Genomic DNA, 25661 nt, shown 5'->3' with positions numbered 1-25661 from the left:
TCAGAGCTTTGCGCTATCAGCGGAAATGGTCCTCAGGGGCACCGAAGCGGCTTTTGGCAAATCCGCACCGATCACCAGCATTTCACCCGCATCAAAAGTCGCGGCAAACCATGCCGCCAGAGCGATCGCGTCGCTGGGTTGCGCGGAAGGACCATCCACAGCGTCGAGGACGATCTTGGACGGAGCCCAAACGCAGGTCTGCCCGTTTTTCATCGCCCAATCTAGTTCGGTTCTGGTATCAACAACCACGCAGCGGTCATCTTTTGACGCAAGTACCCAGGCATTCTGTTCAATCGCCAGAAGGTCAATGCGCCGTTGGGCCATGCGGTGAGAGGTTTGCGGCGCCGGCGTGTCGGAGGCCCCGACACAAAAGATCACAGGGCGGTCGCGGGATTCAAGTTGATCAATCCAGCCTTTGAGATGCGGTGAAGAAATCGCATCATTGCTCAGGTAAACCAATTCGGGTTGCAGCACAGGTTCTTCGCTTGGGCGTTGCGGCGTGGCCTGTCCCCTGCCGCGTACGATCTCCACGCCCAAAGCGCCCGGCCCCCGATCCAGTTTTTCGATGCGCACGAAGGCGCGCATAGCTTGCGGTTCCAGCAATATGCGTTCCGCAACGCGTTCCGCCAAAGTCTCCAGCAGGTTCAGCCGCTCGTCCGCCAGCTCAAAAGCGATGGCTTCGGTCACCTTGTCGTAGCTCAGGATACGGTCCACATCATCGTCAATGGGACCCGTCAGGGGCTGCACTTCAACGACGACGTTGAAACATATCCTCTGGGTAACCCCCCGTTCAGCCTGGAAGGCCCCGATCTCGATTTCGACGATATGATCGCGTAGCGAAATCCGATCACGCGGCTCAGACCCGGCAGTTGCCTCTGATCTTTCGGAGGGATGCGCAAAGGCAAGTCTGATTTCGGAACTCATGAGCGTACCTTCCGTTAAGCTGAGCAGTCCCCATTTTAGAGGGTGACCGCCCTTTAACAGTCTTCAGAACGCCGCGCCAAGGGCCGAAAGCGTCAGTTGCTGGCAGTACGCCATGTATGGCGATAAAAGATGTGATCACCGATTGCAGCGGTTTTGGTGTAAACGCGGCTCCACCGGGGTTTCACGGCAGTCGTATGATAATGCGTGGCCCCTTCGGTCAGGTCCGGCGCTTCACCGTTCAACGCAAAAAGTGCGACCTTTGACACGCGATCATAGGCGCGCGGTTCGGCAATAACCTCTTTGTGACCATCACAGGTATAGGTGAACTGGCACTGATACTTCTTGCCTGTTCCCTGATTGATAACGCCACAGGCCGAGCCCGGAAAACGTTCAGACTTCACCCGATTCAGGATAACCTCAGCCACAGCGAATTGGCCTTTGACTGTTTCACCTCGGGCTTCGAAATAAAGCGCTTCGGCAAGGCAGCGCAACTCATCTCCACCCTTTGCTTTGGGTTGAGCGTCCAGCCAGGCCCGCGAGAATTCAATCTCTTTGTCCTCTTTGCCTGCAAGAGCGGTCTCCTGCATGCGGCGCACGGTGATGGCTTCCAGATCTCTGGATACATTCTTTTCAGTACGGTCACCCTGACGGGCAAGGCCCGGCTCGGCCACAAAAAAGCCCAGAAGCAACCCTAAAGAAAACGACAAAATCGTTTTGCAGACAATACGCACGACGGCGTCCCCCAAGACGTTTCAATGGCGTTCCTCTACCGAGATAAAAAGTTGACGTAAAGTTTACGGCCGTCGAGATGGTTAATCTCGGCGTGCAATCGCTCAACACGCAGCGCTAGAAACCACAATATGTTGTGGGTGCGATGCGGTAAACTACGATATATTGCCTCCGATCGCAAGCTGTGCGGCAGCTAGTCGCGCCACCGGAACTCGGAAGGGAGAACAGGAAACATAATCAAATCCTGCATCTCTGCAAAAGGCAATTGATTCGGGGTTACCGCCATGTTCACCACAGATCGACAAGGTGATGCCCTCATGGGCCCCCCGCCCTCTTTCTGCCCCAAGTTTGAGCAATTCACCGACACCGTCGGTATCGAGCACGTGGAAAGGGTCTTCCGGAAACACACCTTGCTGTACGTAATCGGACATGAAACGGCCCGCATCATCTCGCGAGAGCCCATATGCCATTTGCGTCAAATCATTGGTCCCAAAACTCAGGAACGCGCAATTGGGTGCAATCTCGGCCGTACGCAGTGCCGCGCGCGGTGTCTCCACCATGACCCCCAACCGGTAGTCGAATTGCGCTTCCTTTTCCGTGCGCACAGCAGCGGCGACCGCATCGATTGAACTTTTGACCAGTTCCACTTCGCGCTTTGCCGACACCAATGGAATCATGATCTCCGGAACGACAGCAGCACCTTTGGCATTGACCTCGATTGTTGCCTCGAAAATCGCGCGCGCCTGCATTTCATAGATTTCCGGAACGGTCACGCCCAACCGCACGCCGCGCAGACCCAACATCGGATTATACTCGGACATCGCGTCGATGCGGCGCGTCACATCCGACAAGGGCAGATCCAGCGCATCGGCCAGTTCTCTCTGACCCGCGCGATCGTTGGGCAGGAATTCATGTAACGGCGGATCAAAGAGCCGGATACAAACCGGTTGCCCCTTCATGATGTCAAAAAGCTGGATAAAATCCGCCTGCTGCATGGGCAGCAACCGTTCAAGCACCGCCCGGCGATCCTGCGACGTTTCCGCAAAGATCATTTCGCGCATGACAGTCAGTCGGCCCGGTTCAAAGAACATGTGTTCGGTCCGGCACAGCCCGATGCCCTGCGCGTTGAAGTTCCGGGCCGTTTGCGCATCCGCAGGCGTATCCGCGTTCGCGCGGATGCCGATGTCGCAAAAATCACTCGACCATTCCATGAGCTTCTGGAAACTCTCGTCCAAAGCCGCCTCGCGCATCTTGGGAGCACCGGCCAGAACCTCGCCGCTTGTGCCATCGACCGTAATGACTTCCCCTGCGTTGAAGACTTTACCGTCCTTGGTCACCAGTTGTTTCTTGCTGCCAATGAAACGCATGTTCGATGCGCCGACCACGCAGGGCAACCCGATACCGCGGCCGATCACAGCGGCATGGCTGGTGATGCCACCGCGTTCCGTCAGAACCGCATGGGCGGCGTGCATACCGCGAATATCCTCCGGAGAGGTTTCACGCCGAACCAGAATACAAGGCTCACCCCGCGCGGCACTGGCCTGTGCTTCGGTGGCGGTGAAGACAATCTGACCCGTGGCCGCACCCGGACTGGCCGCGATACCATAACCGATCACATTGCGCTCGGCACCGGGATCGACCTGCCGGTGCAAGAGCTCCGACAGAGTTCGGGGCTGCACACGCATCAGCGCTTCCGCGCGCGAAATAATCTTGTCTTCCGCGAGTTGCACCGCAATCCGAACCGCGGCCTGGCTTGAACGCGCAACGCGGACGCCGTCGAGAATGAACAGCGCACCATTTTCAATGGCAAACTCGACCTGCATTTCCTCACGCAGTTTGACCCGCATCAGGGCTGCATGGGTCTTGAGCGCATCAAAGGCCTCAGGGGCCAGTTCCTCAAGTGAAGGCCCCCTTGGATCGCGACTGAGATAAAGAGCAGCGGCGTCCCCTTCAAGCGCATCACGTCCCTGGCTTTGGCTGAGGTACCGGCCGGTGATCTGCGGCAAACCGGTATCGCTGCTGACCAGTTGCAACACACCGGATCCGGATTCGCCATGACCCAGCCCCAGCGCCATTTCCTGCACAACCAGCCCAAGACCCGCATCCACCGGCGCGCCCTTGGCTTGTCGCAGCAGACGCGCAGAGGTGCCATCCCAGGCGCGGGCCATTGATTTCAGAACGGCAGCCAGTTGTTCAGCGGGATCTTCGGGAAAAGGCTCTTCCATTTCACCTTCATAGGCCCGCAGCGATTCCGTCAGGCCTTCGCGCCCTTCCCCGTCGACATCATCAAACATGTCAGGGTCGAGCCGCGCGACATCGACCGCATAGGACTGCACAAACCGGGTGTTGACCGCATAGGCAGCATCCTGACCCAACCGGTCAGAAAGTGTTGCCAACCGCTTGTCATTCATGCCGATGTTGAGAACGGCACCGGGCCCGCCCCAGTCGGGATCTTCAGAAGAGGGGCGCACACATAGCAAGGTGCCTTTGGGAAACTGAGACACGATGGCGGTGGTGTCCGGCAGCTCACCTTTGGCAATACGCTTCACCGCTTCAAAGGACAGCGCGACCGTGCGCGGCACCGGCAGATCAAGACGCACAAGCCTTTGCAGGCATTTGGCCCGCCCCCCGTGGGTTTCGGCGGCAATGGGCGCTTGAGCGGTCACAAGTGTGGTATGCGGATTATTCTGCACTGCGGCACCTTTCTGTTGAGGTGCAGCATAGGCAGTAAAATGGGGCTGGCAAGCCTCTGCCCAAGCAAAAACGAGACCGGTGGATTACCCTTCGATGCGAGTCAAATCGGCAACGGATGTGCAAAGGCGGGTGATACGGCTCAGCAGATTTAACCGATTGCGCCTCACGGTGGCATTCTCTGCGTTCACCTGAACGGCCGTAAAGAAAGCATCCAGGGGTCCGCGCAATGCTGCCATGGCCGACATAGCAGTCGTGAAATCCTGCGATTTCATGGCCGGATCAATCTTTGCCTCTGCCGCGTCCAGCGCATCAAAAAGCGCGCGTTCCTCATCGGTCTGCGCAAATTTCACGTCCGGCCCGTAGGAATATTCGACCCCATCCGCCGCCTCGGCCTGCGTCAGAATGTTGTTGGCGCGTTTGAAAGCTTGCAGCAGGTTTTCCCCATCGTCGGTTTTCAGCACGTCCGACAGGGCGCGCGCACGTTTGACCAGCAGCGCCAGATCGTCATTGCCCTCCATGGCGATACAGGCGTCGATGACGTCATGGCGAATGCCCTGATCGCGCAGGTAGACTTTGAGGCGGTCGTGGAGGAAAGTGCGCAGGTGTTTTTGGTAACCTTGCTCATCCAGAACAACGTCTCCAAAACCCTCCCAAAATTCTGAGCCTTCCATCTCAATTGCTGCCGCAAACTGTTTCGCATCGAAGTTCCCAATGATGCGATACTCTTCCGCAATCTGTAACAACCTATCTGCGTCATCTGTCCTGCAAGCTCGTGCATTCGCCTGACTATGAAAAAAGATCATTGCAAAGCCATTGAACAAGGTGCGGTCCAACGGCAATCTTAGGTTATTTTCAAGAACAATTCGAATAACCCCCAGCGCCGCCCGCCGAAGGGCAAAGGGGTCCTTGCTCCCCGTGGGCTTCTCGTCGATCGCCCAGAAGCCCGTCAGCTTGTCGATCTTTTCGGCCAAAGCCACGGCAACTGATACTGGTGCGGTGGGCACATCGTCGGACGGGCCAAGCGGGGCGTAATGTTCCTGCGCTGCGGCAGCGATGGCCTCTGAACGACCCGACGCCTTGATGTAGTAGCGGCCCATCAACCCCTGCAATTCAGGGAATTCATAGACCATTTCGGAACTGAGATCGGCTTTTGCCAGACGTGCCGCTTCTTCGGCTTCATCCGGGTCCGCCCCGACCAACGGGGCAATTTCGCGGGCAAGGCTGGCCATGCGCGAAACCAGTTCTGCCTGCGTACCGAGCTTGTTATGGAAGGTCACATTCTCCAACGCTTTCAGCCAGACCCCCATGTCGCTTTGGGCGATGCGCAGATCGTTGTCCCAGAAGAATTTCGCATCCGCCAGACGCGCGGAGAGAACCTTTTCGTTGCCAGCAAGGATTGTGGCCCCATTGTCCGCCGTCTCGCGATTGGCGACCGTGATGAACCGCTCGATCCGACCCGATTTGGGATTGCGCACAGACAGGAACTTCTGGTGCTCCTTCATCGAGGTTTGCAGCACCTCCGGCGGCAATTCCAGAAAATCATCGCCGATCCGGCCCATCAGAACCACCGGCCATTCCACCAGACCGGCGATCTCTGCCAGCAACCCCTTGTCCTCGACCACCTCCAACCCGTTGGCGAAGGCCATGTTGGTCGCGTCGTGCCAGATCGTGTCCGCACGCTCCTGAGGATCAAGCACCACATGGGCGCGTTTGAGCTTGGCTGCGTAGTCGTCGAAAGAGGTCACCGAAAACCGGTCAGGCGACATGAAACGGTGGCCTGCTGTCTTGTCGGACGACGTGATCCCGTCGACATCCAACGGAACAACCTGCGCACCAGCCTCATCGCTCAGAAGGCACAGAATGGCATGCAATGGCCGGACCCAGCGCAGCGATCCCGCCCCCCACCGCATGGACTTCGGCCAGGGGAAATTCCGGATTGCGTGTTCCAGTACCTCGCCAATGATGTCCGCAGCCGGGCGACCCGGCTTTTCGATGCGGGCGAACAGAACAGACCCCTTGGGGGTGTCGCGCTCATCCAACTGGTCGCGGGTCAGACCAGCACCGCGCAAGAACCCCTCGATGGCCTTTTCAGGAGCATCGGCGCGGGGGCCCTTGCGTTCCTCGATCGTTGTTGGACTTGCGGCCAAAAGGCCATCCACTGTCAATGTCAGGCGGCGCGGTGTCGAAAACGCCGCCGCCGACACATAGGTAAGACCTGCGTCAACCATCCCATTGGTGACGAGCTTCTTGAGATCTTCGCCTGCGCGTTTCTGCATGCGCGCGGGGATTTCCTCGGAAAAGAGTTCAATCAGCAGATCAGGCATCAGTTTTCATCCAGTCTTGGGCATTCTTCGCCCACAATCGTTCCGTCATAGGCCTTTTCGCCGCAATCATTAAGCTCATGCCAGGCGTATCCGCGCCCGTCCTCAGTGATCGCCACAATCCGGTCAACGCCAAAGGCCACGTTCTTTTCGCCAAGGAAGGCCAGTGCCGTCCCGGCCTGTAGCTCGGCGGCGATGCCAGCGGCATCAAAACAGTCGAACCATTCAGGGGCATTGCGCGGAATGGCATTCTCCAGACCCACGTAGGTTTCGGTCAGCATCGCGAGGCTTGAGGATGTGATAAAACAGGCACGGAACCGGATAGGTGAGCTTTGCGCGTCAATGGCTTCGATCCCCTCCGCCAGAATGGCCACCGGCGCGTTGGAGGTGAGAGACATCAGGCGAATTTCTTGTGTCTCGGCAGAGACTTCCTCGTAAAAGCCGTAAACCTGCAAATAATAAAGCGACACGCCCGCGATCAGAGCAGAGATCATGATGGCAATCCCGACGATTTTTCCGCTCATGCAGCACTCTCTGGCTGCCAGCCTCCCGCCCGTGTCTGCACAAAGGCATCGGCACAGGCTTTGGCCAGGGCGCGTACCCGTCCGATATAGGCCTGACGTTCGGTCACGGAAATGACGCCGCGCGCATCCAGCAGGTTAAAGATGTGGCTGGCCTTGATGCATTGATCATAGGCCGGATGGGCCATGATAATCCGCTTGCCGGTCTTGGGATCGTCATGCGCCGCGCCCAGAATTTCGCGGCAATGGGCCTCGGCCTCCTCAAAATGGCGAAACAGGACGGCGGTGTCGGCGGTATCAAAGTTCCAGCGGGCATATTCTTCTTCGGTCTGCTTGAAGATATCCCCATAGCTCAGCGCGATAGGGGTTTGCGGATCATTGAAAGGCATGTCCATGACGTGATCGACGCCTAAAATATACATCGCCAGCCGTTCAAGCCCGTAGGTCAGTTCGCCCGACACAGGGTGGCAGTCGTGCCCACCCACCTGCTGGAAATAGGTGAACTGGCTGACTTCCATGCCGTCACACCAGACCTCCCAACCGAGCCCCCAGGCACCAAGTGTCGGGCTTTCCCAATCGTCTTCCACAAACCGAATGTCATGCAGCGCCATATCGACACCGATGGCAGCAAGAGACCCAAGATAAAGCTCCTGCAGATCGGGCGGGCTGGGTTTGATCAGCACCTGGTACTGATAGTAGTGCTGCAACCGGTTGGGGTTTTCACCATAGCGGCCATCGGTTGGACGGCGGGACGGTTGCACATAGGCCGCGGCCCAGGGCTGCGTGCCAAGACTGCGCAGGGTTGTGGCGGGGTGAAACGTGCCCGCCCCCACTTCCATGTCGTAGGGCTGCAATATCGCACAGCCCTTCCCCGCCCAATAATTTTGCAGACGCAGAATGATCTCCTGAAAGGACTTGGGGGCCTGGATATTATCGGACATGGGGGCGTTGCCTCGGGATGAACTTGCGCGCCTTTCCTACGTGTGTGTGAATGGGGCGTCAATTGCAGGCAACAGGATAATTCAGGCCAATGTCATATGGCCAAACGGCCCAATTCCTGTTTATCTGTGCCGGATTTTGAACGGCCAGAGGTATGCATTGGAATGAAGCGGTTATTTGTAGGTTTTTTGGTTCTTTTTGCAGCCATCGGACAAGGCCTTCAGGCGCAGACCTCTCAACAGGTGGTGTGGATACAGATCGAAGCGCATCCCAACCTGCGGGACGGGCTGGCGCGCGCGCAGGTTTATGCGCGTGAATTGGAGGATGTGAGTGGGTTCAGACTGGGCGGCGGCTGGCATGGCATCGTTCTGGGGCCATACGCAGCACAGGACGCAGAGCAGGTTCTGCAAGTTTACCGCGCTGATGGTTTGATCCCGCGCGACAGCTACATCACCTTCAGCGCAACGCTGGGCGAGCAATTCTTCCCGCAGGGACAAGACGTGCTGGGGGCAAACACGCAAACCCCGCAGGTGATCGAAGACCAGCAGGAAACCCCGACACCGTCAGAGCCGCAAATTGCCAATGATCCGGTCCAAACACCCGAAATTGCCAATAGGGAGGTTGACGAGACGCCGGCCGAGGCAAGACGAAGCGAACGCAGGCTAAGCGCTGAAGAGCGGCGCGGTTTGCAAACGGCGCTGCAATGGGCGGGTTTCTACAGCTCGACGATTGATGGTGCGTTTGGCCGCGGGACGCGCGCCTCCATGTCCGCGTGGCAGCAGGCCAACGGATTTGAACCAACAGGTATCCTGACCACGTTGCAACGAGAAGTCCTGATCGGCCAATACAATGCAGTCCTTGAGGGGCTGGAGTTGCGGCGCGTCACCGATACCAGAACCGGTATCGAAATCATGATCCCCACCGGTGTGGTCGCATTCGAGCGATATGAACCGCCCTTTGCCCACTTCAATGCCACCGACGGAAGTGCCGCCAAGGTGCTGCTGATCAGCCAGGAGGGTGATGCCAACACGCTGGCGGGTCTTTATCAGATCATGCAGACCCTTGAGATTGTCCCGCTTGAGGGAGAACGGCGCCAGACGCGCGATAGTTTTGAGCTGGTAGGACGAAACGCCTCTATCGTGAGCGAAACGCGGGTGCGGCTGGCCGCAGGACAGATCAAGGGTTTCACGCTGATCTGGCCCGCAGGGGACGAAGAGCGCAGGACACGGCTGATCTCCGAGATGGAGGCCAGCTTTACCCGGCTGGATGGGGTTCTGGATGCGGCGGCCGGGGATGCAAGCACACAACAGATTGATCTGGTGGCTGGGTTGCAAATTCGCAAACCCAAGGTTTCGCGATCTGGTTTCTTTGTAGATGGACGCGGATCGGTGATCACCACCTCGGATGCCGTTCAGAGCTGCACACGCATCACGCTGGATGATGAAATTGATGCCAGACTTGAAACACTGGATCTGGACCGTGGCTTGGCGATCCTCAGCCCTGCCGAAACCTTGGCGCCACCACAGGTCGCAGAGTTCAGCCCCGTGCCCCCCCGTTTGCAGTCTGACATTGCCGTCGCCGGGTATTCATATGAAGGCGTTCTTGAAGCCCCCACCATGACCTTCGGCACTCTGTCGGATCTCCGCGGATTGCGCGGCGAAGAAGACTTGACGCGATTGGCGCTCAATACTCTGCCCGGCGACGCGGGCGGGCCGGTTTTTGACGCCAGTGGAAATGTGTTTGGCATGTTGCTGCCACGCGGTGAAGGAAACCGGCAGTTGCCAAAGGATGTCACCTTCGCCCTCGCAGCGGCAGCGATTGCAGAAGCGATGCGGAGCGCAGGCCTTACACCGGGTAATGCAGAAGCCGCTCCGGCTTTGCCACCCGAAGACATTACGACCCGTGCCCTAGGCATGACCGTGCTCGTGAGTTGCTGGGAATAAGCACAAAATCGTCTCAAATCTGCCCTAAAATTGGGGTCTCTGACTGTCATCCGTTTGCGGAGGATTAACCCCTGTACGCCATGGTCTGCTTGCGTGGGGGTGCGCCGTACTTCGGTACGATGATGGAGTGGAGAAATGCTCAAATATATGGTGGCACTGGCTTTTGGCCTGGTGCTCATGCTGCCCGCGTCGGCTGATCGTAATCAGACCGGCTCATCAAATGTCACCTTGGTGGAATACACTTCCTCCATGATGCCACCTGCGGATTTCCGCGGTCAGTGGTGGACGTCCCCTGACAACTGCCAATATTCCCGCGCTGGACGGCCGGGCGAGACGGTATGGTACCTGATCGTCAACACGGCCCATGCCAAGTGCCAAACGCGCCTGATCCAACGCGCCTATTCAGATTACCAGTGAAACCGCGTTAACGAGTCAGGTCCGGCGTGATGTAAATCAACGTCGGACCTTCATTCTCAAACGCCGCCCTGACCGCGTCCTGCAGTTCGGGAAGCGTTTTTGGGGCGACTGATCCGGCACCGAAGGCTTCGGCAAGTTTGCAAAAATCCGGGTTCCGGGCAACGACTGCATTGGGGGCGATTTGCCCGCGCACCATGCTGTCTTCGATCTCCTTAAGCTTGCCGTTGTCCCACAGGATGATCGGCAGACTCAGGCCCAACTCCACGGCAACCCCCAATTCCTGCATGGTGTAGTGAAATCCGTAATCCCCGATGATCGCCATGGTGGGTTTGCCACGGCGCGCCACTGCGCCCCCGATGGCCGCTGGTGTCGCATATCCCAGCGTCCCGAAACCGTAGGGGTGATGCCAATGGCCGGGACGGTCCATGTCCCAGACCTCTTTGGCTACGTAAGCGAATTGTGTCATGTCCGAATAGATCATCGTGTCGGCGGGCACCACGTCCCGCAAAGCATCACAGATTGGCACAATGCCCGGGCGCTCGGCATCTGTTTCATCCCGCCAACGCGCGCGCAGGTTGGCTACATCGTTTGCCGACCAGCGTGCATTCCCTTCGCCCGTCTGACCTGCGCAGATCAGCGAAAGCACCTCTGCACCGTCGGCCACAATGTTCACAGATCGTCCAGGGCCGGTCACCATGTCGGCCGGGTCAATATTGATTTGTGCCCAATTGCAGTGGTGCCCCAGTTCCTGACGCCAGAGGTCAGTTTCCGCAAGGCTGGTGCCGACGGTCAGAACGTAATCGGCCTTGGCAAAGATATCCGCCGAGGACGGTCGCGCCAGATTGCTGCCAAAATTCAGCTCGTATGCGACCGGCACGACACCGCGTCCGGCATAGGTGGTGAAGGTGGCAGGCCTGAACCGTTCAAGCAGGCGCTCAATACTGGCGGTCATTCTACCGGTCGCGACCCCTCCGCCAAACACAACGATCGGATAGCGCGCTTCACGCAATTCACGCGCGATTTGCTCTGTACTTGCTGCGTCAATCCCGGGGGTAGGAGATTGGTCAACTGCTCGCGGCGCATCATCCGCCTGCGCTTCAAGCACCGCAATCGGCACCTGAATATGCTTGGGTCGAGGTCGCCGGGTGTCAAATTCAAGCATGGCCCTGTCTAGCAGGGCGTAGGCCGCCTCGGCGGTCCTGGCTTCCTCGGACCAGTCGCAAACAGTTTCCGCCGCAGCACGCTGGTCCTTCATCTGGTGCAACTGGCCTTTACGGGCCGCCGTTTCATCAAGACAGCTTGAGATCACCAGCATGGGAACCGAATCCGAATAGGCCTGCCCCATAGGCGTCATGATGTTGCAAAGACCGGGTCCGGTGATCACATAAGCCACCCCCGGCTTGCCGGTGGCACGCGCATATCCATCTGCCATGAAGCCCGCCCCTTGTTCGTGGCGCGCCAGCACATGGGTAATCCCCGCCTCTTCGATGCCGCGGTACATTTCCTGATTATGCACCCCTGGAATGCCAAAGATCACATCAACACCGCGATCTTTCAGCATGTGCGAAATTTGGGCACCTAGCGGTTTTTGCATATCAGTTTCTCCAGAATTTAACGGTCAGGATGGCGTAAACGGCCAGCAATTCGAGCCGGCCAAGCAGCATTCCTGCGGTCAAGAGCCATTTGGCGGTATCGTTCAGCCCGGCAAAGTTCCCGGCAGGACCAATCTCGGGACCCAATCCGGGGCCCACATTTGAAAGGGCGGTCGCTGCCCCCGACAGCGAGGTGATGAAATCAAGGCCGGTCAGGCTCAGAGCGACGGCAAGCAAACCGAGGGTCACGGTGAAAAACATGAAAAACGAAATGACCGAACTCAGAACATCGTCGCCGACAGCACGTCTTTCGTAGCGGACAAGAAACACACCGTTGGGTGAGCGGATCTTTCGCAACTGCATCTTGATGGAGGCAAACAGCAGCTGGTAACGGAATATCTTGATCGAACAGGTTGTCGATCCCGCGCACCCGCCAATCAGACCGATGAAAAAGAACATCGAAATCAGCAACGACCCCCAGGTCATATAATTGGCGGAGGCATAACCGGTTCCGGTCATGATAGAGGTTACATTGAAAAGAGCCTCGCGGAAGGATTGCCCCCATTGATCCGGTGACACCCGCGACAGGACAAACGTCATGGCAACGACCAAAACCAGGAGTGTCGCGATAAAGGCCCGCACCTGACTGTCACGCCACAGCGGTGAGGCGTGCCCGTTGATCATCTGCACATAGCGGACAAACGGCAGGGACGCGACAACCATGAAGAAGGCCGCAGCATACTCCTTGTTACCAGAAAACGCGCCGAAGGATTCGTCGTAGTTTGCGAACCCCCCGGTCGAAATCGTGGTCAGCGCATGCACCGTGGCGTCAAAGGCGTTCATGCCCAGAGCCAGATAGCTGAGCGCGCATGCCATGGTCAGCGCCAGGTAAATGCTGGAAATTTGGCTCGCAATCTGACCGGCGCGCGGAAGAATTTTACCCATGGTATCGAAGGATTCAGATTTGAAAATCTGCATCCCGCCGACGCGCAATTCGGGCAGGAAAACCATGGCAACAACAATGATGCCGATGCCGCCCAGCCATTGCAAAATCCCGCGCCACAGTAACAGACCCTTTGGCAGATCCTGTAAACCGGAAAGCACAGTGGAACCGGTCGTGGTCAGACCCGACATGGCTTCGAAAAACGCATCAACAAAGCGTGCATCGGTTTCGCCCAGAACGAACGGCAACGCGCCAAAAAGAGGCAAAGCTACCCAAACGCCCGTGGTCAGAAGGAAGGTCTGCTGAATGGTCAGCCCTTCCTTTACCCCATTGGCGCAGGCCAGAGAGATCAGCCCGCCGGCCAGAACCGTGATCAACGAGGATTGGAAAAAGACCGGCCAGTGCTCCCGCCCTTCAGCCAGATCAATCAGCATTGGCAAGAGCATGGCGGTGCCAAGCACGGCCACCAGCAAGCCAATTACGTATCCGACGGGGCGCAGGTCTAACATGAGCGCAGGGTTGGCTGGCCCGATGGCCAGTGTCAAGCGCCTGAAAGATGGGTCTCAGAAAACGCTCAGATCAGACGTAGAGGATGTCCGAAAAGACATGACGAACGATGTCTTCGCGCCGTATTCCGATGGCTGCAAGTTCTGCATCCGATTTTTCCTGCAACCGTTCCACAATCACCATGCGGCGGTTTGCGCTGGCAGCCAGCATCAGGCTGCTGCCGATCCCGGAAAAAATCTTGGTGACGCTTGCCCAAAAGCTCTGCAACACTTCCGATCCGGGAATTTGGTGAGCCACATGATAAGCCATAGCCTGTCCTTCTCATTTCGCAATTATTACTACTGCAAGAGATATAAGCATCTGAGTGGTAATGAGAATTGTCGTTATTGCATAGCCGCTATCCCCTGACGCTGCGCCGCGGCGTAGCGGGCACAACCGGGTGAGATCGGACAACAATCTGCTGAATTGGCCTTAGCCTACGTGGAACAGCGTGTTGAAGAGCTTGGGGTCCAGGCTTTCGGCCGCAAAAGTGTCACCTTCAACCAGGATGCTGACCGCATCGTGGCTGTGAAGGCTCTCCTGATGGCTCGCTATCACGCGGAAATCACCAATACGCACATCTGAATGCAGCTGCTCACAAAACAGACGGGCGGCGTCTTCCACAAAAATCGGATTGGCCGCGTTCAGCTCTGCAAACGCCTGTTCATCCTCGCGCTTGACCATCACCTGCGTCTCGGTCGGAACGGCAATGCGGCAGGCTTCGATAAGGTCCTCGAACCACAAGCACCCGGCCTTCTCGTCAATTTCCACCGACACCCGTGCCACAGAACGTTGCGAATGTGGCGTCGCCAGTTGTCCGCGCGTTGCGCGGGCATGTTCGGATAACTCCAAAGAGCAGGGGCAGGTTGACGAGTAGACATAATCGAGGTGCATGATTTTCTTGCGCACCCCGGCCTGTTCGACCAGTTCCAGAGCGATATCATAGTACTGATACCCGGCCAGCCCGGACCGCAGACTGTCGACTTTCATGGGAAAGCTGAAACGCATCTGGATACGGGCGTCAAAACTCTCCAGGTCGGTGATGTAGTCGTCCAATGCGGCTTCGATCACTTCGAAACTGAAGGTCTGCTCAGCATGTTTGTAGAAAGACCGCATGATCCGGGACATGTTGATGCCCTTCTTGTCAGCCTCCAGGCTAACCGAACCGGTCACCGAAGCTTCAAGCGTCAGATCGCCATTGTCGCGTGTCCGAAAACGAATGGGCAGTCGAAAATTGGATATGCCGACATGCTGGATTTGCTGCTTTGCCCCCCGGATCAGGCTCGAAGGCCCGTTCTGAAGGTCCGGCAAAGTCGATTTATACCCTTCATCCGTTGCAAAGCCGTCGGGATATTCGCGTGAAAAAGCGGGGTAGTCCACCGCATCTGACCCTGGAACCAACCGGGCGACGGACGGATCAAGTTCCAGAATTTCAGTGGTGGTCGCGCCTTTCGCCCAATTTCGCAGGAGCGCAAGAGCGGCCTCAGCCTCTTCGCGATCTGGTGTGGCATCAAGTACGGGTGTGTGGATGTTCATCGCTATGTCCCTCATGACGTCGTCTGCTCTCTAGATAGGGCTTTGTTCCGGTACAGCCAACTCTCCTCACAAATACGTCAGATCGCGTCGATGAGATCAGTATTCCCCGACATCAATGGCATGAAATCCCTGACAAGGGGAAAATTCAGCGCCCTGCATCAAAACCGTCAAACCGCGGCCAGGGCTGTCAGAATATCTGTCACAAGGTCCTCGGTATCTTCGATCCCGACACTGATGCGCACAAGACCGTCGGTGATGCCCAGGGACGAGCGTTGCTCCTCTGACAACCTCTGATGCGTGGTTGTTGCCGGGTGCGTCATGATCGTCTTGGCGTCACCGAGGTTGTTCGAGATGATCCCCACTTCGATGGCATTCAAAAAGCGGAATGCGGCGGGCTTGCCGCCCCGGATATCAAGAGACAGTACAGTTCCGCCCTGCTCCATCTGGCGCTTGACGAGATCATGCTGCGCGTGGCTGGCATGGCCGGGGTAGATGACCTGTTGCAGTTTTTCATGCCCTTGTAGCGCTTTAGCAATCGCGGTGGCGTTGGATGTCTGGGCGCGCACCCGCAGGTTCATCGTTTCCAGCCCTTTTAGCATGACCCAGGCGGTGAACGGGCTCATCGAACCGCCAGTGTGTTTCATGTAGGGCTCAACCGTCTTACGAATATAGTCACGGCTGCCCAGAATGACGCCACCAAGGGCGCGGCCTTGCCCATCTATGTGTTTTGTTGCGGAATAAACCACGACATCGGCCCCCTGTTTGACGGCGTCAGACCAGACCGGGGTCGAGAACACATTGTCCACCACAACAGTGGCGCCCTTAGCGTGGGCAAGTTCAGCGACAGAGGCAATATCCACAACCTGAAGGGTCGGGTTGGAAATGGATTCGAAGAACACCGCAGTCGTATCGTCGCGGATGGCCTCTTTCCAAGCTGACAGATCTGCCCCGTCGACAAAGGTGACTTCTACGCCGAACCGCATCAGAACGTCTTCGAGCACGTAGAGGCAGGAGCCAAAAAGCGCCCGCGAAGAAACCACGTGATCGCCTGCTTTCAACATAGATGTCAGCGCACCGGAAACCGCAGCCATACCCGATGCTGTTGCAAAGGCATCCTCGGCCCCTTCGAGCGCCGCAATCCGTTCTTCGAACATGGCCACCGTCGGGTTGCCATAGCGCGCATAGATGAATTCATCCGGCCCGGACTCGATAAAACGCGCTTCGGCGTCTTCGGCGGTGTCGTAGACAAACCCTTGTGTGAGATAAATCGCCTCGGACACTTCGCCGTATTGGCTGCGCCGGGTGCCTGCATGAACAGCCACAGTGCTTGGTTTTAATTCGCGTGTCATTCTCTTCTTCCTTCACCCCTTGCGGGCACAAAAAAACCCCAGACGCGGCCAACGCGACGGGGTTTCCTCATCGGTGACCTTTTAGCGGAATGTTTAGAGTGGCCCGCAATCCGGTAACAAATCGCCACAGGCTTTCCGTTAAGACAAAGGGTGTTGCGCGTCAACACCGTCACGGTGGTGTAACAGTAATTTCATGCCCGCGTCGTATGCATGATGCAAAGATCAGCCACAATATGTTGTAGAGAGGGCAGAGAATGCCATTGCTCAGGGTGAATGCGACACCTCAGGGGTTGCAGCTGCACGATCGGCCCGGCGTGGCGGAAACCGCGCTTGAGACGCAGCCGATCACCGCAGGGCCAGTCATCATCATGGTGCACGGCTACAAATATGCGCCCGGCGACGCAAACCATTGTCCTCACGAAAAAATCTTCAGATCAGATTCAGGAAACTGGCCACAGAATCTGGGCTTTGGCCGCGAAAACCCGGCCGAAGGTCTGGGGATCGCCCACGTGGCTCCTTGTGGCAAGCGCACGCGCGCGCATCCAAACTTGGCGAACGTCTCGCCAAAGTGATCACTGTTTTGCGGCGCCGCGCGCCAGAGAGACCCGTTCATGTCATCGCGCATTCGCTTGGGTCTGAAATCGCCCTTTCCGCTTTGCCGCATCTTGCGCCACATCAGCTGAACAGGATGGTGCTGCTGACGGGGGCGAGTTTTTCGAGCCGCGCGCGGGCGATGCTGCGCACACCCGCCGGATTGACGACCGAGGTCCTCAATGTGACCAGTCGCGAAAACGATCTCTTCGATATGGCTTTTGAGAGAATGGTGACACCGCCAGTACCACGCGACACAGCGATCGGACAGGGAATTGACCTTCCCAATGTGACAACGGTGCAGCTCGACTGCCCCGAAACACTCACTGTTCTTCAAAAGCTTGATCTGCCCGTCGCGCCGCCAGAGCGTCGTGTGTGCCATTGGTCGACATATCTTCGCCCGGGGGCCATGGCGCTTTATGCCAGGCTTCTGCGGGATTCCGACGCAGTGGATCCGCGCGCATTGGGGCGCATGCTGCCGAACACCACCGCGCCGCGTTGGTCGCGATTTAAGCGGCCTGCATCAGCTTGGTCTGCCGCCGCGGCCCCGGCTGTTACTTTGCCTGCCCTGCCCCTTGCCCTGCGGTTGAAAAATCGCATCATGGCCCCGTCATCAGCGCAGGGAAAACACAATGAGCACGCCTATTGATCTTTACTACTGGCCAACGCCAAACGGCTGGAAGATTTCCATCGCCCTCGAAGAAATGGCCCTGCCTTATGAAACCCATTTGATCAACATCGGCGCAGGTGACCAATTCGCGCCGGAATTCCTGAAAATCGCGCCCAACAATCGCATGCCCGCAATCGTCGATCATGATGGCCCTGGTGGCGAGCCGGTTTCGATCTTTGAATCAGGTGCGATCCTGCAATATCTGGCTGAAAAAACGGGCAAGTTCGGAGGTCAGACGCCACGTGAAAAGATCGCAGTATCCGAGTGGTTGATGTGGCAAATGGGCGGGCTTGGCCCTATGGCCGGGCAAGCGCATCATTTCCTGAAATACGCGCCGATGATGGACCCGCCAAACGACATCCCCTACGCCAAAGACCGCTACCGCGCTGAAACAGCAAGGCTTTATGGCGTTCTGGATAGAAGATTGGCAGACAACGAATATGTTGCCGGCGATTTTTATAGCATTGCAGACATGTCGATCTGGGGATGGGCGTCACTGTGGGAAGGCCAGCAACAGACGCTGGAGGACAAACCCCATATGGCGCGGTGGCTGGACATGATGGGTGTACGCGCGGGCGTGCAGGCAGGTCGCGCCCTTTTTGCCGAGAAACGTGCCGATTTCCGTCAGGACAAGGACGCACAAAGCCAACTTTTCAAACGTTGAAGGCCCCCGGTTCCGTCAGGGCTTTGCAAAAAGCCGGAATTTGGTTAGAGCCAGCCATCTTTCAAGCGCAGAAAAGCGCATAAATTAATGAATTTCTTTGCAAAATGGGTTTATAGTTGCGCAAACTTTGCGAATGTTCTGGGTTGCTGTGATTTTTCTTTATGACTGATTTTGTGTATTCACCCGGATTGCTGGTCTATCTGGCGGGGGCTTTCTACATTCTGGGGTTGGTGATCATTCACCAGGTCGTGCTACGTCTTCTCATCTTGTCCGGCACCGGCGTTTACCTGCTTTACTATTTCACGGTCGCGGACACCCCCCTGTGGGAGGCGATCTACGTCAGTTTCCTGATCGGCATGGCCAATATAATCGGCCTGACCAGCCTTCTGGCGCGCAAATCCCGTTTTGCAATCCCACGCGCTCATGCCGATATCTATGGTGATTTTCCGCCGTTGCCACCGGGTGATTTCCGGGCATTGATGAAACTGGCCAAACGCTACGCTGTCGAGGCCGACAAACAGGTGACAACCGAAGGCGAGGCCGGTGACAAGCTCTATTTCGTGATCAGCGGCTCCACCTTGGTGCGCAAAAGCGATCAGGCCTTCGTGCTGGCGCCGAAGCTGTTTCTGGGCGAGGTTGCCTTTTTGGTTGGCGCGCCCAGTTCCGCGTCAACGTGGCTCGAAGAAGGTGCCGAAGTGCTGGAGTGGAACTTTAGCGACCTGCGGCGCAAATGCGCGCGCAGCACGCGGTTCAAACTCGCGTTGGAAGCAGCGATTTCGGCCGATCTGGCTCATAAGGTGGCGCATTCAATGGGCAAGGATTCCGTGCGCGTTGACCATATCCCCAAACCAATGATCGAGGCGTTGCCCTCGGTGCGTCAAGGTTAGGCGTCGCCTTCAGTTTCATCGGTGATCAGATAGCTTTGCAGGGCGGTAAACTGCCACATCAGAAACGCCATCAACGCGACGGGAAATCCGAAGGTTTCGATCTTGACCCATGCGTCCGTCGACATGGTGCGCCAGACGACCTCATTTGCGATGGCCAGCAAGGCAAAAGCCGCGCACAGGCGTCTCGTCAGGATCATCCATCCTTCGTCTTTCATCGGCATCATTTCATTCATGACATAGGCCAGATAGGACTGGCCGCGCAGCAACCCGATGCCCAAAAGGGCCGCAAAAAGCCCGTAGACGATGGTTGTCTTCATTTTAAAGAAACGCTCATCGTTGAACCAGGCGGTCAGCCCGCCAAAGAATATAACCATGAAGGCCGTAAAAACCTGCATGCGGCTGAGTTTGCCGGTCAGGTGCCACAGAACCCCCATGGCAAAAAGCAGGATCGGCACAAAGACCAGCGCGGCAATGATGAAACCGCTGTATTCGATCCCCGCGATCACGAAGGTGTCTTCCTTGATCTTCAGATAGATCAGGAAAAACAGCACGGTGGGCCCCAGTTCGAGGACCTGTTTGGTGATCGGGTTGATCGATTTTTCGTCTGACATTCCGGCTTCCTTATCCACCCATCTCAACTATCACAGCGCCCAGCGCAATCAATGCCATCAGCGCAATACGTCGCGGCCCCACGGTTTCCTTCAGGAAGACCCAACCGATGATGGCGGCAAAAACCGTGGAGGTTTCGCGCAGAACGGCGGCCTCGCCCACTTTGTCGAGCCGCGTGGCCATCATCACCGCGCCAAAGCTCAGCGGTGCGATCAACCCGCCCAGCAACCCGCGCCGCATCAATGGCCCCAAATCCGGCCGTCCGGACATGCGCAGCCAGCGCGCGCCTGCGACGAAGGGCATGACAAAGCCATCAATCATGAAGAACCAGGCCAGAAAGGTGAAAGGATCGGCCGTCGCGCGGATGCCGTAAGCGTCATAGGTTGTGTAAAGTGCCACAAAAAGACCGGTAAGCACCGCCAGTCCAAGAGCTGCATTCAGGGTGTCCCGCTCAGAGACCAGAAAGATCATATTGTAGATCGCCAGCCCGAAGATGCCTGCCAGCAGAACCGCAACACCCAGCCACTGCGTGATCGAAAAGGTTTCCCCAAAGATCAGATAGGCGCCAAATACCGTGAACAGCGGTCCGGTGCCACGCACCACCGGATAGACCACGGTGTAGGCCCCCTTGGTGTAGGTCCAGGCCTGCAAGAGCTTGTAAAACACATGGATGATCCACACGGCCGCAAAGATCGGCCACATATGCGGCTCGGGCCAGGGCACCACAAATAGAGCGAAAGGTGCGGCCATGGCCATGTAGCAAAAATCAATCGCCCCCCTGGTAAGCCAAGGATCGAAACGCCCTTTTTGCAGCGCGCCAAAGACCGCGTGAAGAAAGGCCGCCATCAGTGCCAGCACAAGGGCCAGTTGATGGCCTGCATCCGTACCTTCGATGGAGATCAGCCATTCGGTCATGCGTTACCCGCGCACCAAAACGGCAGAGACGGACCTGTTGGGGTGCTTCATGCGCGCTCAAGGCCCATCAGGGCGTCTGCGAACTCCTCAGGATCAAAAGCATCGAGATCGTCGATCTGTTCGCCCACGCCAATTGCATGAATGGGCAGCCCGAACTCATCCGCAAGCGCCACAAGCACACCCCCTTTTGCGGTCCCGTCGAGCTTGGTCATGACAAGGCCGGAAACATCAGAGATATCCCGGAATACCTTGACCTGATTGAGTGCGTTCTGGCCGGTGGTCGCATCAAGCACCAGCAGCGTGTTATGCGGGGCGGTTTCGTCCTTTTTGCGGATCACGCGCACGATTTTGGCCAACTCCTCCATCAGATCGCTGCGGTTTTGCAACCGGCCCGCTGTGTCGATCAGCAAAAGATCGGCCCCGTCCGCCTGTGCCTGCGTCATCGCATCAAAGGCAAGGCTGGCAGGATCAGACCCTTCCGGAGCGGTCAGAACCGGCACACCGGCGCGGTCACCCCAGACCTGCAACTGCTCAACGGCGGCTGCACGGAAGGTGTCGCCCGCCGCAATCACCACCTTCTTGCCCGCTGCACGGAACTGGCTGGCCAGTTTGCCGATGGTTGTGGTCTTGCCAGAGCCATTGACGCCCACCACCAAAACCACCTGTGGGGTGCGCGGATAAAGCGGCAAAGGCTTGGCCACAGGGTCCATGATCCGGGCAATTTCCGCCGACATCAATTCCTTGATTTCCTGCACGGACAGTTTACGCCCCAAACGTCCTTCGGCCATGTTCGCCACCACGCGCAGGGCCGTATCCACGCCCATATCCGCCGTGATCAGCAACTCTTCGAGTTGTTCCAGCATATCGTCGTCCAGCGTCCGCCGGACCACGGTTTTGGCCGCAGAACGCCCCAGCAACCGGCCAAGGATACCCGGCTTTTCGGCGGGTGTTTCCGCCTGCGGCTCATTCAAAGCTTCGGCAACAGGGGCCGGAGTGCGCGGCAGGGAAACTGGCTCTGGCTCTGGCTCTGGCTCTGGCTCTGGCTCTGGCTCTGGCTCTGGCTCTGGCTCTGGCTCTGGCTCTGGCTCTGGCTCTGGCTCTGGCTCTGGCTCTGGCTCTGGCTCTGGCTCTGGCTCTGGAAAGGTCGACACGACATCCTTTGGCGCGTCAAGCCCCCCGGATCCATCAATTTCTGTCTCAACCGTCTCGGATGCTACGTCCGATCCATCGCTCGGCGCGTCTGCAACCGGCGGCAGGGCAACCGTTTCCTCGATGCCGCCCTCTTCGACAATCGCCTCCAGACCCTCGTCAATCCGTGACGAGGATTTGAACAGCCTGTCCTTGAGTTTTTTGAAAAACGCCATCTGCGGCCCCACTTCTCACATCGCACCCATCTAAGGGGATTTTGTCAGAAGGAAAAGGGCCGGAGCCTGATTGTGCCCGATGTCAGATTTCGTCCGGGAAATGCTTCATCACCAATCGGATCGGGTTCGGGGCCGCCTGCCCCAACCCGCAGATGGAAGCATCGACCATCGCGGTGCTGAGTTCTTCCAGCAGGCCTTGATCCCAGCTGTCTTTCTGCATCAGCTTCACCGCTTTTTCACAGCCGACGCGGCAGGGCGTACATTGCCCGCAGCTTTCGTCCTCAAAAAAGCGCAACATGTTCAGCGCCGCCGCCTTTGCCGAATCCTGATCGGAAAGGACCACCACAGCCGCCGAGCCAATAAACGAACCCAAGGGTTGTAATGTGTCAAAATCCAACGGCACGTCGTGGATCGACGCAGGCAGCAATCCCGAGGACGGCCCGCCCGGCTGATAGGCTTTGAAGCTGTGGCCCTCGGCCATGCCCCCTGCCGCCGCGATGATGTCGGTGATCGTTGAACCTGCGGGCAACAAATAGACGCCGGGGGCCGCCACGCGCCCCGAGACCGAATAGCTGCGCAGACCCTTGCGGCCATTCAATTCCGTCGCAGACAGCACCTCCGGCCCTTCGCGGCAAATGCGCGCCACCCAATGCAATGTCTCGACGTTATGAACCAGCGTCGGCTGACCAAAGATACCCACCTGCGCCACGAAAGGCGGGCGGTGCCGCGGCATGCCGCGCTTGCCCTCAATGCTTTCGATCATCGCGGATTCTTCACCGCAAATATACGCCCCCGCGCCACGGCGCAGATCGATATAGCCTGCGTCAACGATGCCTGCGTCTTCCAACGCCTTGATCTCACGCCGCAGGATTTCCAGCACCGCCGGGTATTCATCACGCATGTAGATAAACGCCGTCTCCGCCTCGACCGCCCAGGCAGCGATCAACATGCCTTCAAGGAAGAGATGCGGCACCCGTTCCAGATAATAGCGGTCCTTGAAGGTGCCCGGTTCGCCTTCGTCACCATTGACGGCCAGATAACGCGGACCATCGTTGGCGCGTACGAATCCCCATTTCTTGCCCGACGGGAACCCCGCCCCGCCCAGGCCGCGCAAACCAGAGGCCAGCACCTTGTCCTGAACCGCTTCCCAGTTGCCGCCGTCCCGAAGGGATTTCAGCACCGCATAGCCACCTTCAGCAACATAGGCGGCATAATCCTGATAGTCGGGGATATGCGCATGGGTCTCCTTTGCCGCAATCGCCGCATTGACCTTTTCAGGTGTCGCATGGTCGATATGAGCGTGACCAAGTTCCAATACGGGGGCCGTGTCGCAGCGGCCCATGCAGGGTGCGCGCAAAACACGGACCTCAGCCGGGTCAAGCCCATCCTCAAGCGCGGTTTTCAACGCCTGCGCGCCTGCCAGTTCGCACGACAGCGAATCGCAAACCCGAATGGTCAGCGCAGGCGGCGGTGTCTCCCCCTCTTTGACCACATCGAAATGCGCGTAGAAGGTTGCAACCTCATAGATTTCTGCCATCGACATGCGCATTTCTTCGGCCAGCGCGCGCAAATTGGCGGCGGACAAATGGCCAAAGTGATCCTGGATCTTGTGCAGATGTTCGATCAGCAAATCGGCACGGCGCGGCGCATTTCCCAGAAGTGATTTCACGTCATCCCAGGCATCGTCCTGCAGTTGCCGGCCCTTCGTGTGGTGACGCCCTTTGCCTTTGCCTGATTTCCAGACCCCCTTGCGGGGGTTTTTGTCGGACGTATCCAGTGCCATTCTTTGTTCTCCGCGCCTGTGCTTCAAGCACAGGATCTTAAGCCAGTCTTTACATGTCGCGGACATTATCAGCCCGGTTCCGCGCAAGATACCGTCAAACCCGCCGCCCGGTAGGGCCAGAAACGACACTCTGTGTCTGATCAGAAACTTCCGGCACTCAGAGCAGCCTTTGCAGTGGGTTGGAGACCGCGCGAAAAAAGATATAAAACCAGAACCATGAACGCACGCCTCGCCTGCCTCCTCTTTGCCTCCGCAAGCCTGACCCCGGCGATATGCCTGTTTTTTGCAGCGCTGGTCGGAGGCGTCTGGAGCTACCTGGCTCTTTTCAGCATTACCGTTCTGGTACTGGCCATGGACCGCAGCCCCATTGCCGCTGCCGCCACGACACAGCTAAAGAACTGGCTGCCGCGCGTGATCATTCTGGCTCATTTCCTGATCCTGCCGTTGACAGTCTGGAGCGTTGGAAGAGCCGAAGGTGGCACACCGGGGCAGATCATCGCCCTTCTGCTTGGTGCCGGGCTCTTCATCGGGCAGGTCTCAAACGCCTGTGCGCATGAACTCATTCACCGGCGTGATCGCCTCAGCCGCTTGTTGGGGACGGCGATCTATTGCTCGATACTCAATGGTCAGCATGTATCCGCACATCTTCTGGTGCACCACGTCCACGCAGGGACCGCCAAAGACCCCAATTCCGCCCCACTAGGGGAAGGTTTCTGGCGCTACTTTCTGCGCGTGCTTGTGGGTGAGTTCAAATCGGGCCTGCATGCTGAAAACAAACGCAATCAAGGGTATAAACACAGGAGGACACACCCCTATCTGATTTATATCGTAGGCGCGTTCGCCTCTATCGGTGTTGCCTTTTTGCTCTCAGGAAGCCTGGGTGTTTTGGTTCTGATCGCATTGTCGCTTCATGCCCAGATGCAGCTGATGCTGTCAGACTATCTGCAACATTACGGCCTGAGACGGCGGCTCTCGAAAGATGGCAACCTTGAACGTATGGGACCGCAACACAGTTGGAATGCGCCACAGGCATATTCCGCCGCCTTGATGCTGAACGCGCCGTTGCACTCAGATCACCACGTCAATCCCGGCCGACCGTTTTCGGAATTGCGCCATGATACAACGACGATGCCGACCCTGCCGCGCTCGGTCCCGGTCATGGGTGCGGTCGCTTTGATCCCGCCCTTGTGGCGGCAGATCATGGATCCGAGGGTACAGCACTACTGTCCACAAGGGGATCACGGCAACGTCATGCCGCCGCCCGCGCCGGACACTGGCGGCACTGCCAACGTTCTGTCACAATGATCTCATGAAACCTGTAACTCAATACATGTCACTTCTTGCGGCGGCAGCCTTTATGACCGCCACGCCGACGCTGGCCAGGGACGCCATGACCGCACAGGAGTTTGACCGCTACACGCGCGGAAAAACCCTTTATTACGGCCAAAATGGCGCACCCTACGGGGCCGAGGTCTACATGGACAACCGGCGTGTGAGGTGGTCATTTCTGGACGGAGAGTGCAAGGAAGGCGAATGGTACGAAAGTGCGGACCAGATCTGCTTTGTCTACGAAGACAACCCGAACCCGCAGTGCTGGACTTTCCATGACAATGGCACCGGCCTGACCGCGCGTTTCCAGAACACCCCCGGTGCAACCGAGCTTTACGAGGCCGATGACGTGGGCGCAGAAATGATCTGCCTTGCCCCCAACACCGGCGTGTGAC

Annotated in this window: 23 protein-coding genes and 1 riboswitch; of the genes, 8 read left to right on the top strand and 15 right to left on the bottom strand. The window is 57.7% G+C overall.

The features are described from left to right. The 6 genes from ACOTTU_RS16550 to ACOTTU_RS16525 form a co-directional block, all read right to left on the bottom strand. Nucleotides 1-924 (bottom strand): dihydroneopterin aldolase, encoded by a 924-nt coding sequence (locus ACOTTU_RS16550; RefSeq protein WP_298921215.1) that lies wholly within the window; start codon nt 922-924, stop codon nt 1-3. 92 nt (nt 925-1016) lie between these two features. Next, the gene (locus ACOTTU_RS16545; protein WP_298921430.1) at nt 1017-1535 is read right to left on the bottom strand and encodes a cell wall hydrolase; all 519 of its coding nucleotides are present in this window, start codon (nt 1533-1535) and stop codon (nt 1017-1019) included. Nucleotides 1536-1808: 273 nt separating this feature from the next. Beyond that, entirely contained in the window at nt 1809-4346 is a 2538-nt protein-coding gene (locus ACOTTU_RS16540; RefSeq protein ID WP_425659652.1) for a putative PEP-binding protein, read from the bottom strand. 84 nt (nt 4347-4430) lie between these two features. After that, the gene (gene glyS / locus ACOTTU_RS16535) at nt 4431-6671 is read right to left on the bottom strand and encodes a glycine--tRNA ligase subunit beta (protein ID WP_425659650.1); all 2241 of its coding nucleotides are present in this window, start codon (nt 6669-6671) and stop codon (nt 4431-4433) included. Further along, nucleotides 6671-7192, bottom strand: a complete 522-nt coding sequence (locus ACOTTU_RS16530) for a DUF6446 family protein (protein ID WP_425659648.1) — start codon at nt 7190-7192, stop codon at nt 6671-6673. The genes glyS and ACOTTU_RS16530 overlap by 1 nt, the downstream gene beginning before the upstream one ends. Next, on the bottom strand, nt 7189-8130 hold the full coding sequence (locus tag ACOTTU_RS16525; protein ID WP_425659646.1) for a glycine--tRNA ligase subunit alpha: 942 nt from the start codon (nt 8128-8130) through the stop codon (nt 7189-7191). The genes ACOTTU_RS16530 and ACOTTU_RS16525 overlap by 4 nt, the downstream gene beginning before the upstream one ends. Nucleotides 8131-8292: 162 nt before the next feature. On the opposite strand from ACOTTU_RS16525, the gene ACOTTU_RS16520 reads away from it, so the two are divergent. Then, nucleotides 8293-10071, top strand: a complete 1779-nt coding sequence (locus ACOTTU_RS16520; RefSeq protein ID WP_425659644.1) for a serine protease — start codon at nt 8293-8295, stop codon at nt 10069-10071. A gap of 135 nt (nt 10072-10206) precedes the next feature. Next, nucleotides 10207-10488 carry a hypothetical protein gene (locus ACOTTU_RS16515; RefSeq protein ID WP_425659642.1) on the top strand — a complete coding sequence of 94 codons (282 nt, stop codon included), beginning with the start codon at nt 10207-10209 and terminating at the stop codon, nt 10486-10488. A gap of 7 nt (nt 10489-10495) precedes the next feature. On the opposite strand, the gene ACOTTU_RS16510 is transcribed toward ACOTTU_RS16515, so the two are convergent. The 5 genes from ACOTTU_RS16510 to metZ form a co-directional block, all read right to left on the bottom strand. Further along, nucleotides 10496-12082, bottom strand: coding sequence for a thiamine pyrophosphate-binding protein (locus ACOTTU_RS16510; protein ID WP_425659640.1), 1587 nt, complete (start codon nt 12080-12082; stop codon nt 10496-10498). A 1-nt stretch (nt 12083) separates the two neighbouring features. Beyond that, nucleotides 12084-13532 (bottom strand): TrkH family potassium uptake protein, encoded by a 1449-nt coding sequence (locus ACOTTU_RS16505; protein WP_425659638.1) that lies wholly within the window; start codon nt 13530-13532, stop codon nt 12084-12086. A gap of 70 nt (nt 13533-13602) precedes the next feature. Next, nucleotides 13603-13827, bottom strand: a complete 225-nt coding sequence (locus ACOTTU_RS16500) for a DUF1127 domain-containing protein (RefSeq protein WP_425659636.1) — start codon at nt 13825-13827, stop codon at nt 13603-13605. A gap of 174 nt (nt 13828-14001) precedes the next feature. Beyond that, entirely contained in the window at nt 14002-15105 is a 1104-nt protein-coding gene (gene folE2 / locus ACOTTU_RS16495) for a GTP cyclohydrolase FolE2 (protein ID WP_298921195.1), read from the bottom strand. Nucleotides 15106-15272: 167 nt separating this feature from the next. Then, nucleotides 15273-16454 (bottom strand): O-succinylhomoserine sulfhydrylase, encoded by a 1182-nt coding sequence (gene metZ / locus ACOTTU_RS16490; protein WP_425659634.1) that lies wholly within the window; start codon nt 16452-16454, stop codon nt 15273-15275. 61 nt (nt 16455-16515) lie between these two features. Continuing rightward, nucleotides 16516-16592, bottom strand: a riboswitch (SAM riboswitch). A 116-nt stretch (nt 16593-16708) separates the two neighbouring features. Here metZ and ACOTTU_RS16485 point away from each other — a divergent pair. The 4 genes from ACOTTU_RS16485 to ACOTTU_RS16470 all read left to right on the top strand — a co-directional run bounded on the left by ACOTTU_RS16485 (nt 16709) and on the right by ACOTTU_RS16470 (nt 19266). Continuing rightward, the gene (locus ACOTTU_RS16485; RefSeq protein ID WP_425659632.1) at nt 16709-17026 is read left to right on the top strand and encodes a hypothetical protein; all 318 of its coding nucleotides are present in this window, start codon (nt 16709-16711) and stop codon (nt 17024-17026) included. After that, a complete protein-coding gene (locus ACOTTU_RS16480; RefSeq protein WP_425659631.1) occupies nt 17023-17694 on the top strand; it encodes a hypothetical protein in 672 nt (223 codons plus the stop codon). Before ACOTTU_RS16485 ends, ACOTTU_RS16480 begins: the two co-directional genes overlap by 4 nt. After that, nucleotides 17678-18379, top strand: a complete 702-nt coding sequence (locus ACOTTU_RS16475; RefSeq protein ID WP_425659629.1) for a glutathione S-transferase N-terminal domain-containing protein — start codon at nt 17678-17680, stop codon at nt 18377-18379. Before ACOTTU_RS16480 ends, ACOTTU_RS16475 begins: the two co-directional genes overlap by 17 nt. 161 nt (nt 18380-18540) lie before the next feature. Next, entirely contained in the window at nt 18541-19266 is a 726-nt protein-coding gene (locus ACOTTU_RS16470) for a Crp/Fnr family transcriptional regulator (protein WP_425659627.1), read from the top strand. Here the strand turns inward: ACOTTU_RS16470 and ACOTTU_RS16465 are convergent. The 4 genes from ACOTTU_RS16465 to ACOTTU_RS16450 all read right to left on the bottom strand — a co-directional run bounded on the left by ACOTTU_RS16465 (nt 19263) and on the right by ACOTTU_RS16450 (nt 23937). Beyond that, nucleotides 19263-19877, bottom strand: a complete 615-nt coding sequence (locus ACOTTU_RS16465) for an inner membrane-spanning protein YciB (RefSeq protein WP_425659625.1) — start codon at nt 19875-19877, stop codon at nt 19263-19265. The two genes, ACOTTU_RS16470 and ACOTTU_RS16465, sit on opposite strands and share 4 nt — an antisense overlap. A gap of 10 nt (nt 19878-19887) precedes the next feature. Further along, nucleotides 19888-20790 (bottom strand): EamA family transporter, encoded by a 903-nt coding sequence (locus ACOTTU_RS16460; RefSeq protein ID WP_425659623.1) that lies wholly within the window; start codon nt 20788-20790, stop codon nt 19888-19890. Between the two features lie 47 nt (nt 20791-20837). After that, nucleotides 20838-22154 (bottom strand): signal recognition particle-docking protein FtsY, encoded by a 1317-nt coding sequence (gene ftsY, locus ACOTTU_RS16455; RefSeq protein ID WP_425659621.1) that lies wholly within the window; start codon nt 22152-22154, stop codon nt 20838-20840. 82 nt (nt 22155-22236) lie between these two features. Then, nucleotides 22237-23937: an NAD(P)H-dependent oxidoreductase subunit E gene (locus ACOTTU_RS16450; RefSeq protein WP_425659620.1), complete on the bottom strand. Its 1701-nt coding sequence runs from the start codon at nt 23935-23937 to the stop codon at nt 22237-22239. 216 nt (nt 23938-24153) lie between these two features. Between ACOTTU_RS16450 and ACOTTU_RS16445 the strand changes: the two genes are divergently transcribed. After that, a complete protein-coding gene (locus ACOTTU_RS16445) occupies nt 24154-25242 on the top strand; it encodes an alkane 1-monooxygenase (RefSeq protein ID WP_425659619.1) in 1089 nt (362 codons plus the stop codon). Between the two features lie 4 nt (nt 25243-25246). Further along, complete coding sequence (locus tag ACOTTU_RS16440) at nt 25247-25660, top strand: hypothetical protein (protein ID WP_425659617.1); 414 nt, start codon at nt 25247-25249, stop codon at nt 25658-25660. Nucleotide 25661: the final 1 nt, after the last annotated feature.

The sequence above is a fragment of the Roseobacter sp. EG26 genome (assembly GCF_049830555.1).
In the GTDB taxonomy this organism is placed as follows: Bacteria; Pseudomonadota; Alphaproteobacteria; order Rhodobacterales; family Rhodobacteraceae; genus Roseobacter.
Note: the sequence above shows the minus strand (reverse complement) of the source record. Positions and strands in the feature narration are given on the sequence as shown.

Coding starts and splice junctions, on each gene's coding strand:
- ACOTTU_RS16550 (WP_298921215.1), bottom strand. CDS start 924: ATGAGTTCCGAAATCAGACTTGCCTTTGCGCATCCCTCCGAAAGATCA.
- glyS (WP_425659650.1), bottom strand. CDS start 6,671: ATGCCTGATCTGCTGATTGAACTCTTTTCCGAGGAAATCCCCGCGCGC.
- ACOTTU_RS16530 (WP_425659648.1), bottom strand. CDS start 7,192: ATGAGCGGAAAAATCGTCGGGATTGCCATCATGATCTCTGCTCTGATC.
- ACOTTU_RS16525 (WP_425659646.1), bottom strand. CDS start 8,130: ATGTCCGATAATATCCAGGCCCCCAAGTCCTTTCAGGAGATCATTCTG.
- ACOTTU_RS16520 (WP_425659644.1), top strand. CDS start 8,293: ATGAAGCGGTTATTTGTAGGTTTTTTGGTTCTTTTTGCAGCCATCGGA.
- ACOTTU_RS16515 (WP_425659642.1), top strand. CDS start 10,207: ATGCTCAAATATATGGTGGCACTGGCTTTTGGCCTGGTGCTCATGCTG.
- ACOTTU_RS16510 (WP_425659640.1), bottom strand. CDS start 12,082: ATGCAAAAACCGCTAGGTGCCCAAATTTCGCACATGCTGAAAGATCGC.
- ACOTTU_RS16505 (WP_425659638.1), bottom strand. CDS start 13,532: ATGTTAGACCTGCGCCCCGTCGGATACGTAATTGGCTTGCTGGTGGCC.
- folE2 (WP_298921195.1), bottom strand. CDS start 15,105: ATGAACATCCACACACCCGTACTTGATGCCACACCAGATCGCGAAGAG.
- metZ (WP_425659634.1), bottom strand. CDS start 16,454: ATGACACGCGAATTAAAACCAAGCACTGTGGCTGTTCATGCAGGCACC.
- ACOTTU_RS16485 (WP_425659632.1), top strand. CDS start 16,709: ATGCCATTGCTCAGGGTGAATGCGACACCTCAGGGGTTGCAGCTGCAC.
- ACOTTU_RS16475 (WP_425659629.1), top strand. CDS start 17,678: ATGAGCACGCCTATTGATCTTTACTACTGGCCAACGCCAAACGGCTGG.
- ACOTTU_RS16470 (WP_425659627.1), top strand. CDS start 18,541: ATGACTGATTTTGTGTATTCACCCGGATTGCTGGTCTATCTGGCGGGG.
- ACOTTU_RS16465 (WP_425659625.1), bottom strand. CDS start 19,877: ATGTCAGACGAAAAATCGATCAACCCGATCACCAAACAGGTCCTCGAA.
- ACOTTU_RS16460 (WP_425659623.1), bottom strand. CDS start 20,790: ATGACCGAATGGCTGATCTCCATCGAAGGTACGGATGCAGGCCATCAA.
- ftsY (WP_425659621.1), bottom strand. CDS start 22,154: ATGGCGTTTTTCAAAAAACTCAAGGACAGGCTGTTCAAATCCTCGTCA.
- ACOTTU_RS16450 (WP_425659620.1), bottom strand. CDS start 23,937: ATGGCACTGGATACGTCCGACAAAAACCCCCGCAAGGGGGTCTGGAAA.
- ACOTTU_RS16445 (WP_425659619.1), top strand. CDS start 24,154: ATGAACGCACGCCTCGCCTGCCTCCTCTTTGCCTCCGCAAGCCTGACC.
- ACOTTU_RS16440 (WP_425659617.1), top strand. CDS start 25,247: ATGAAACCTGTAACTCAATACATGTCACTTCTTGCGGCGGCAGCCTTT.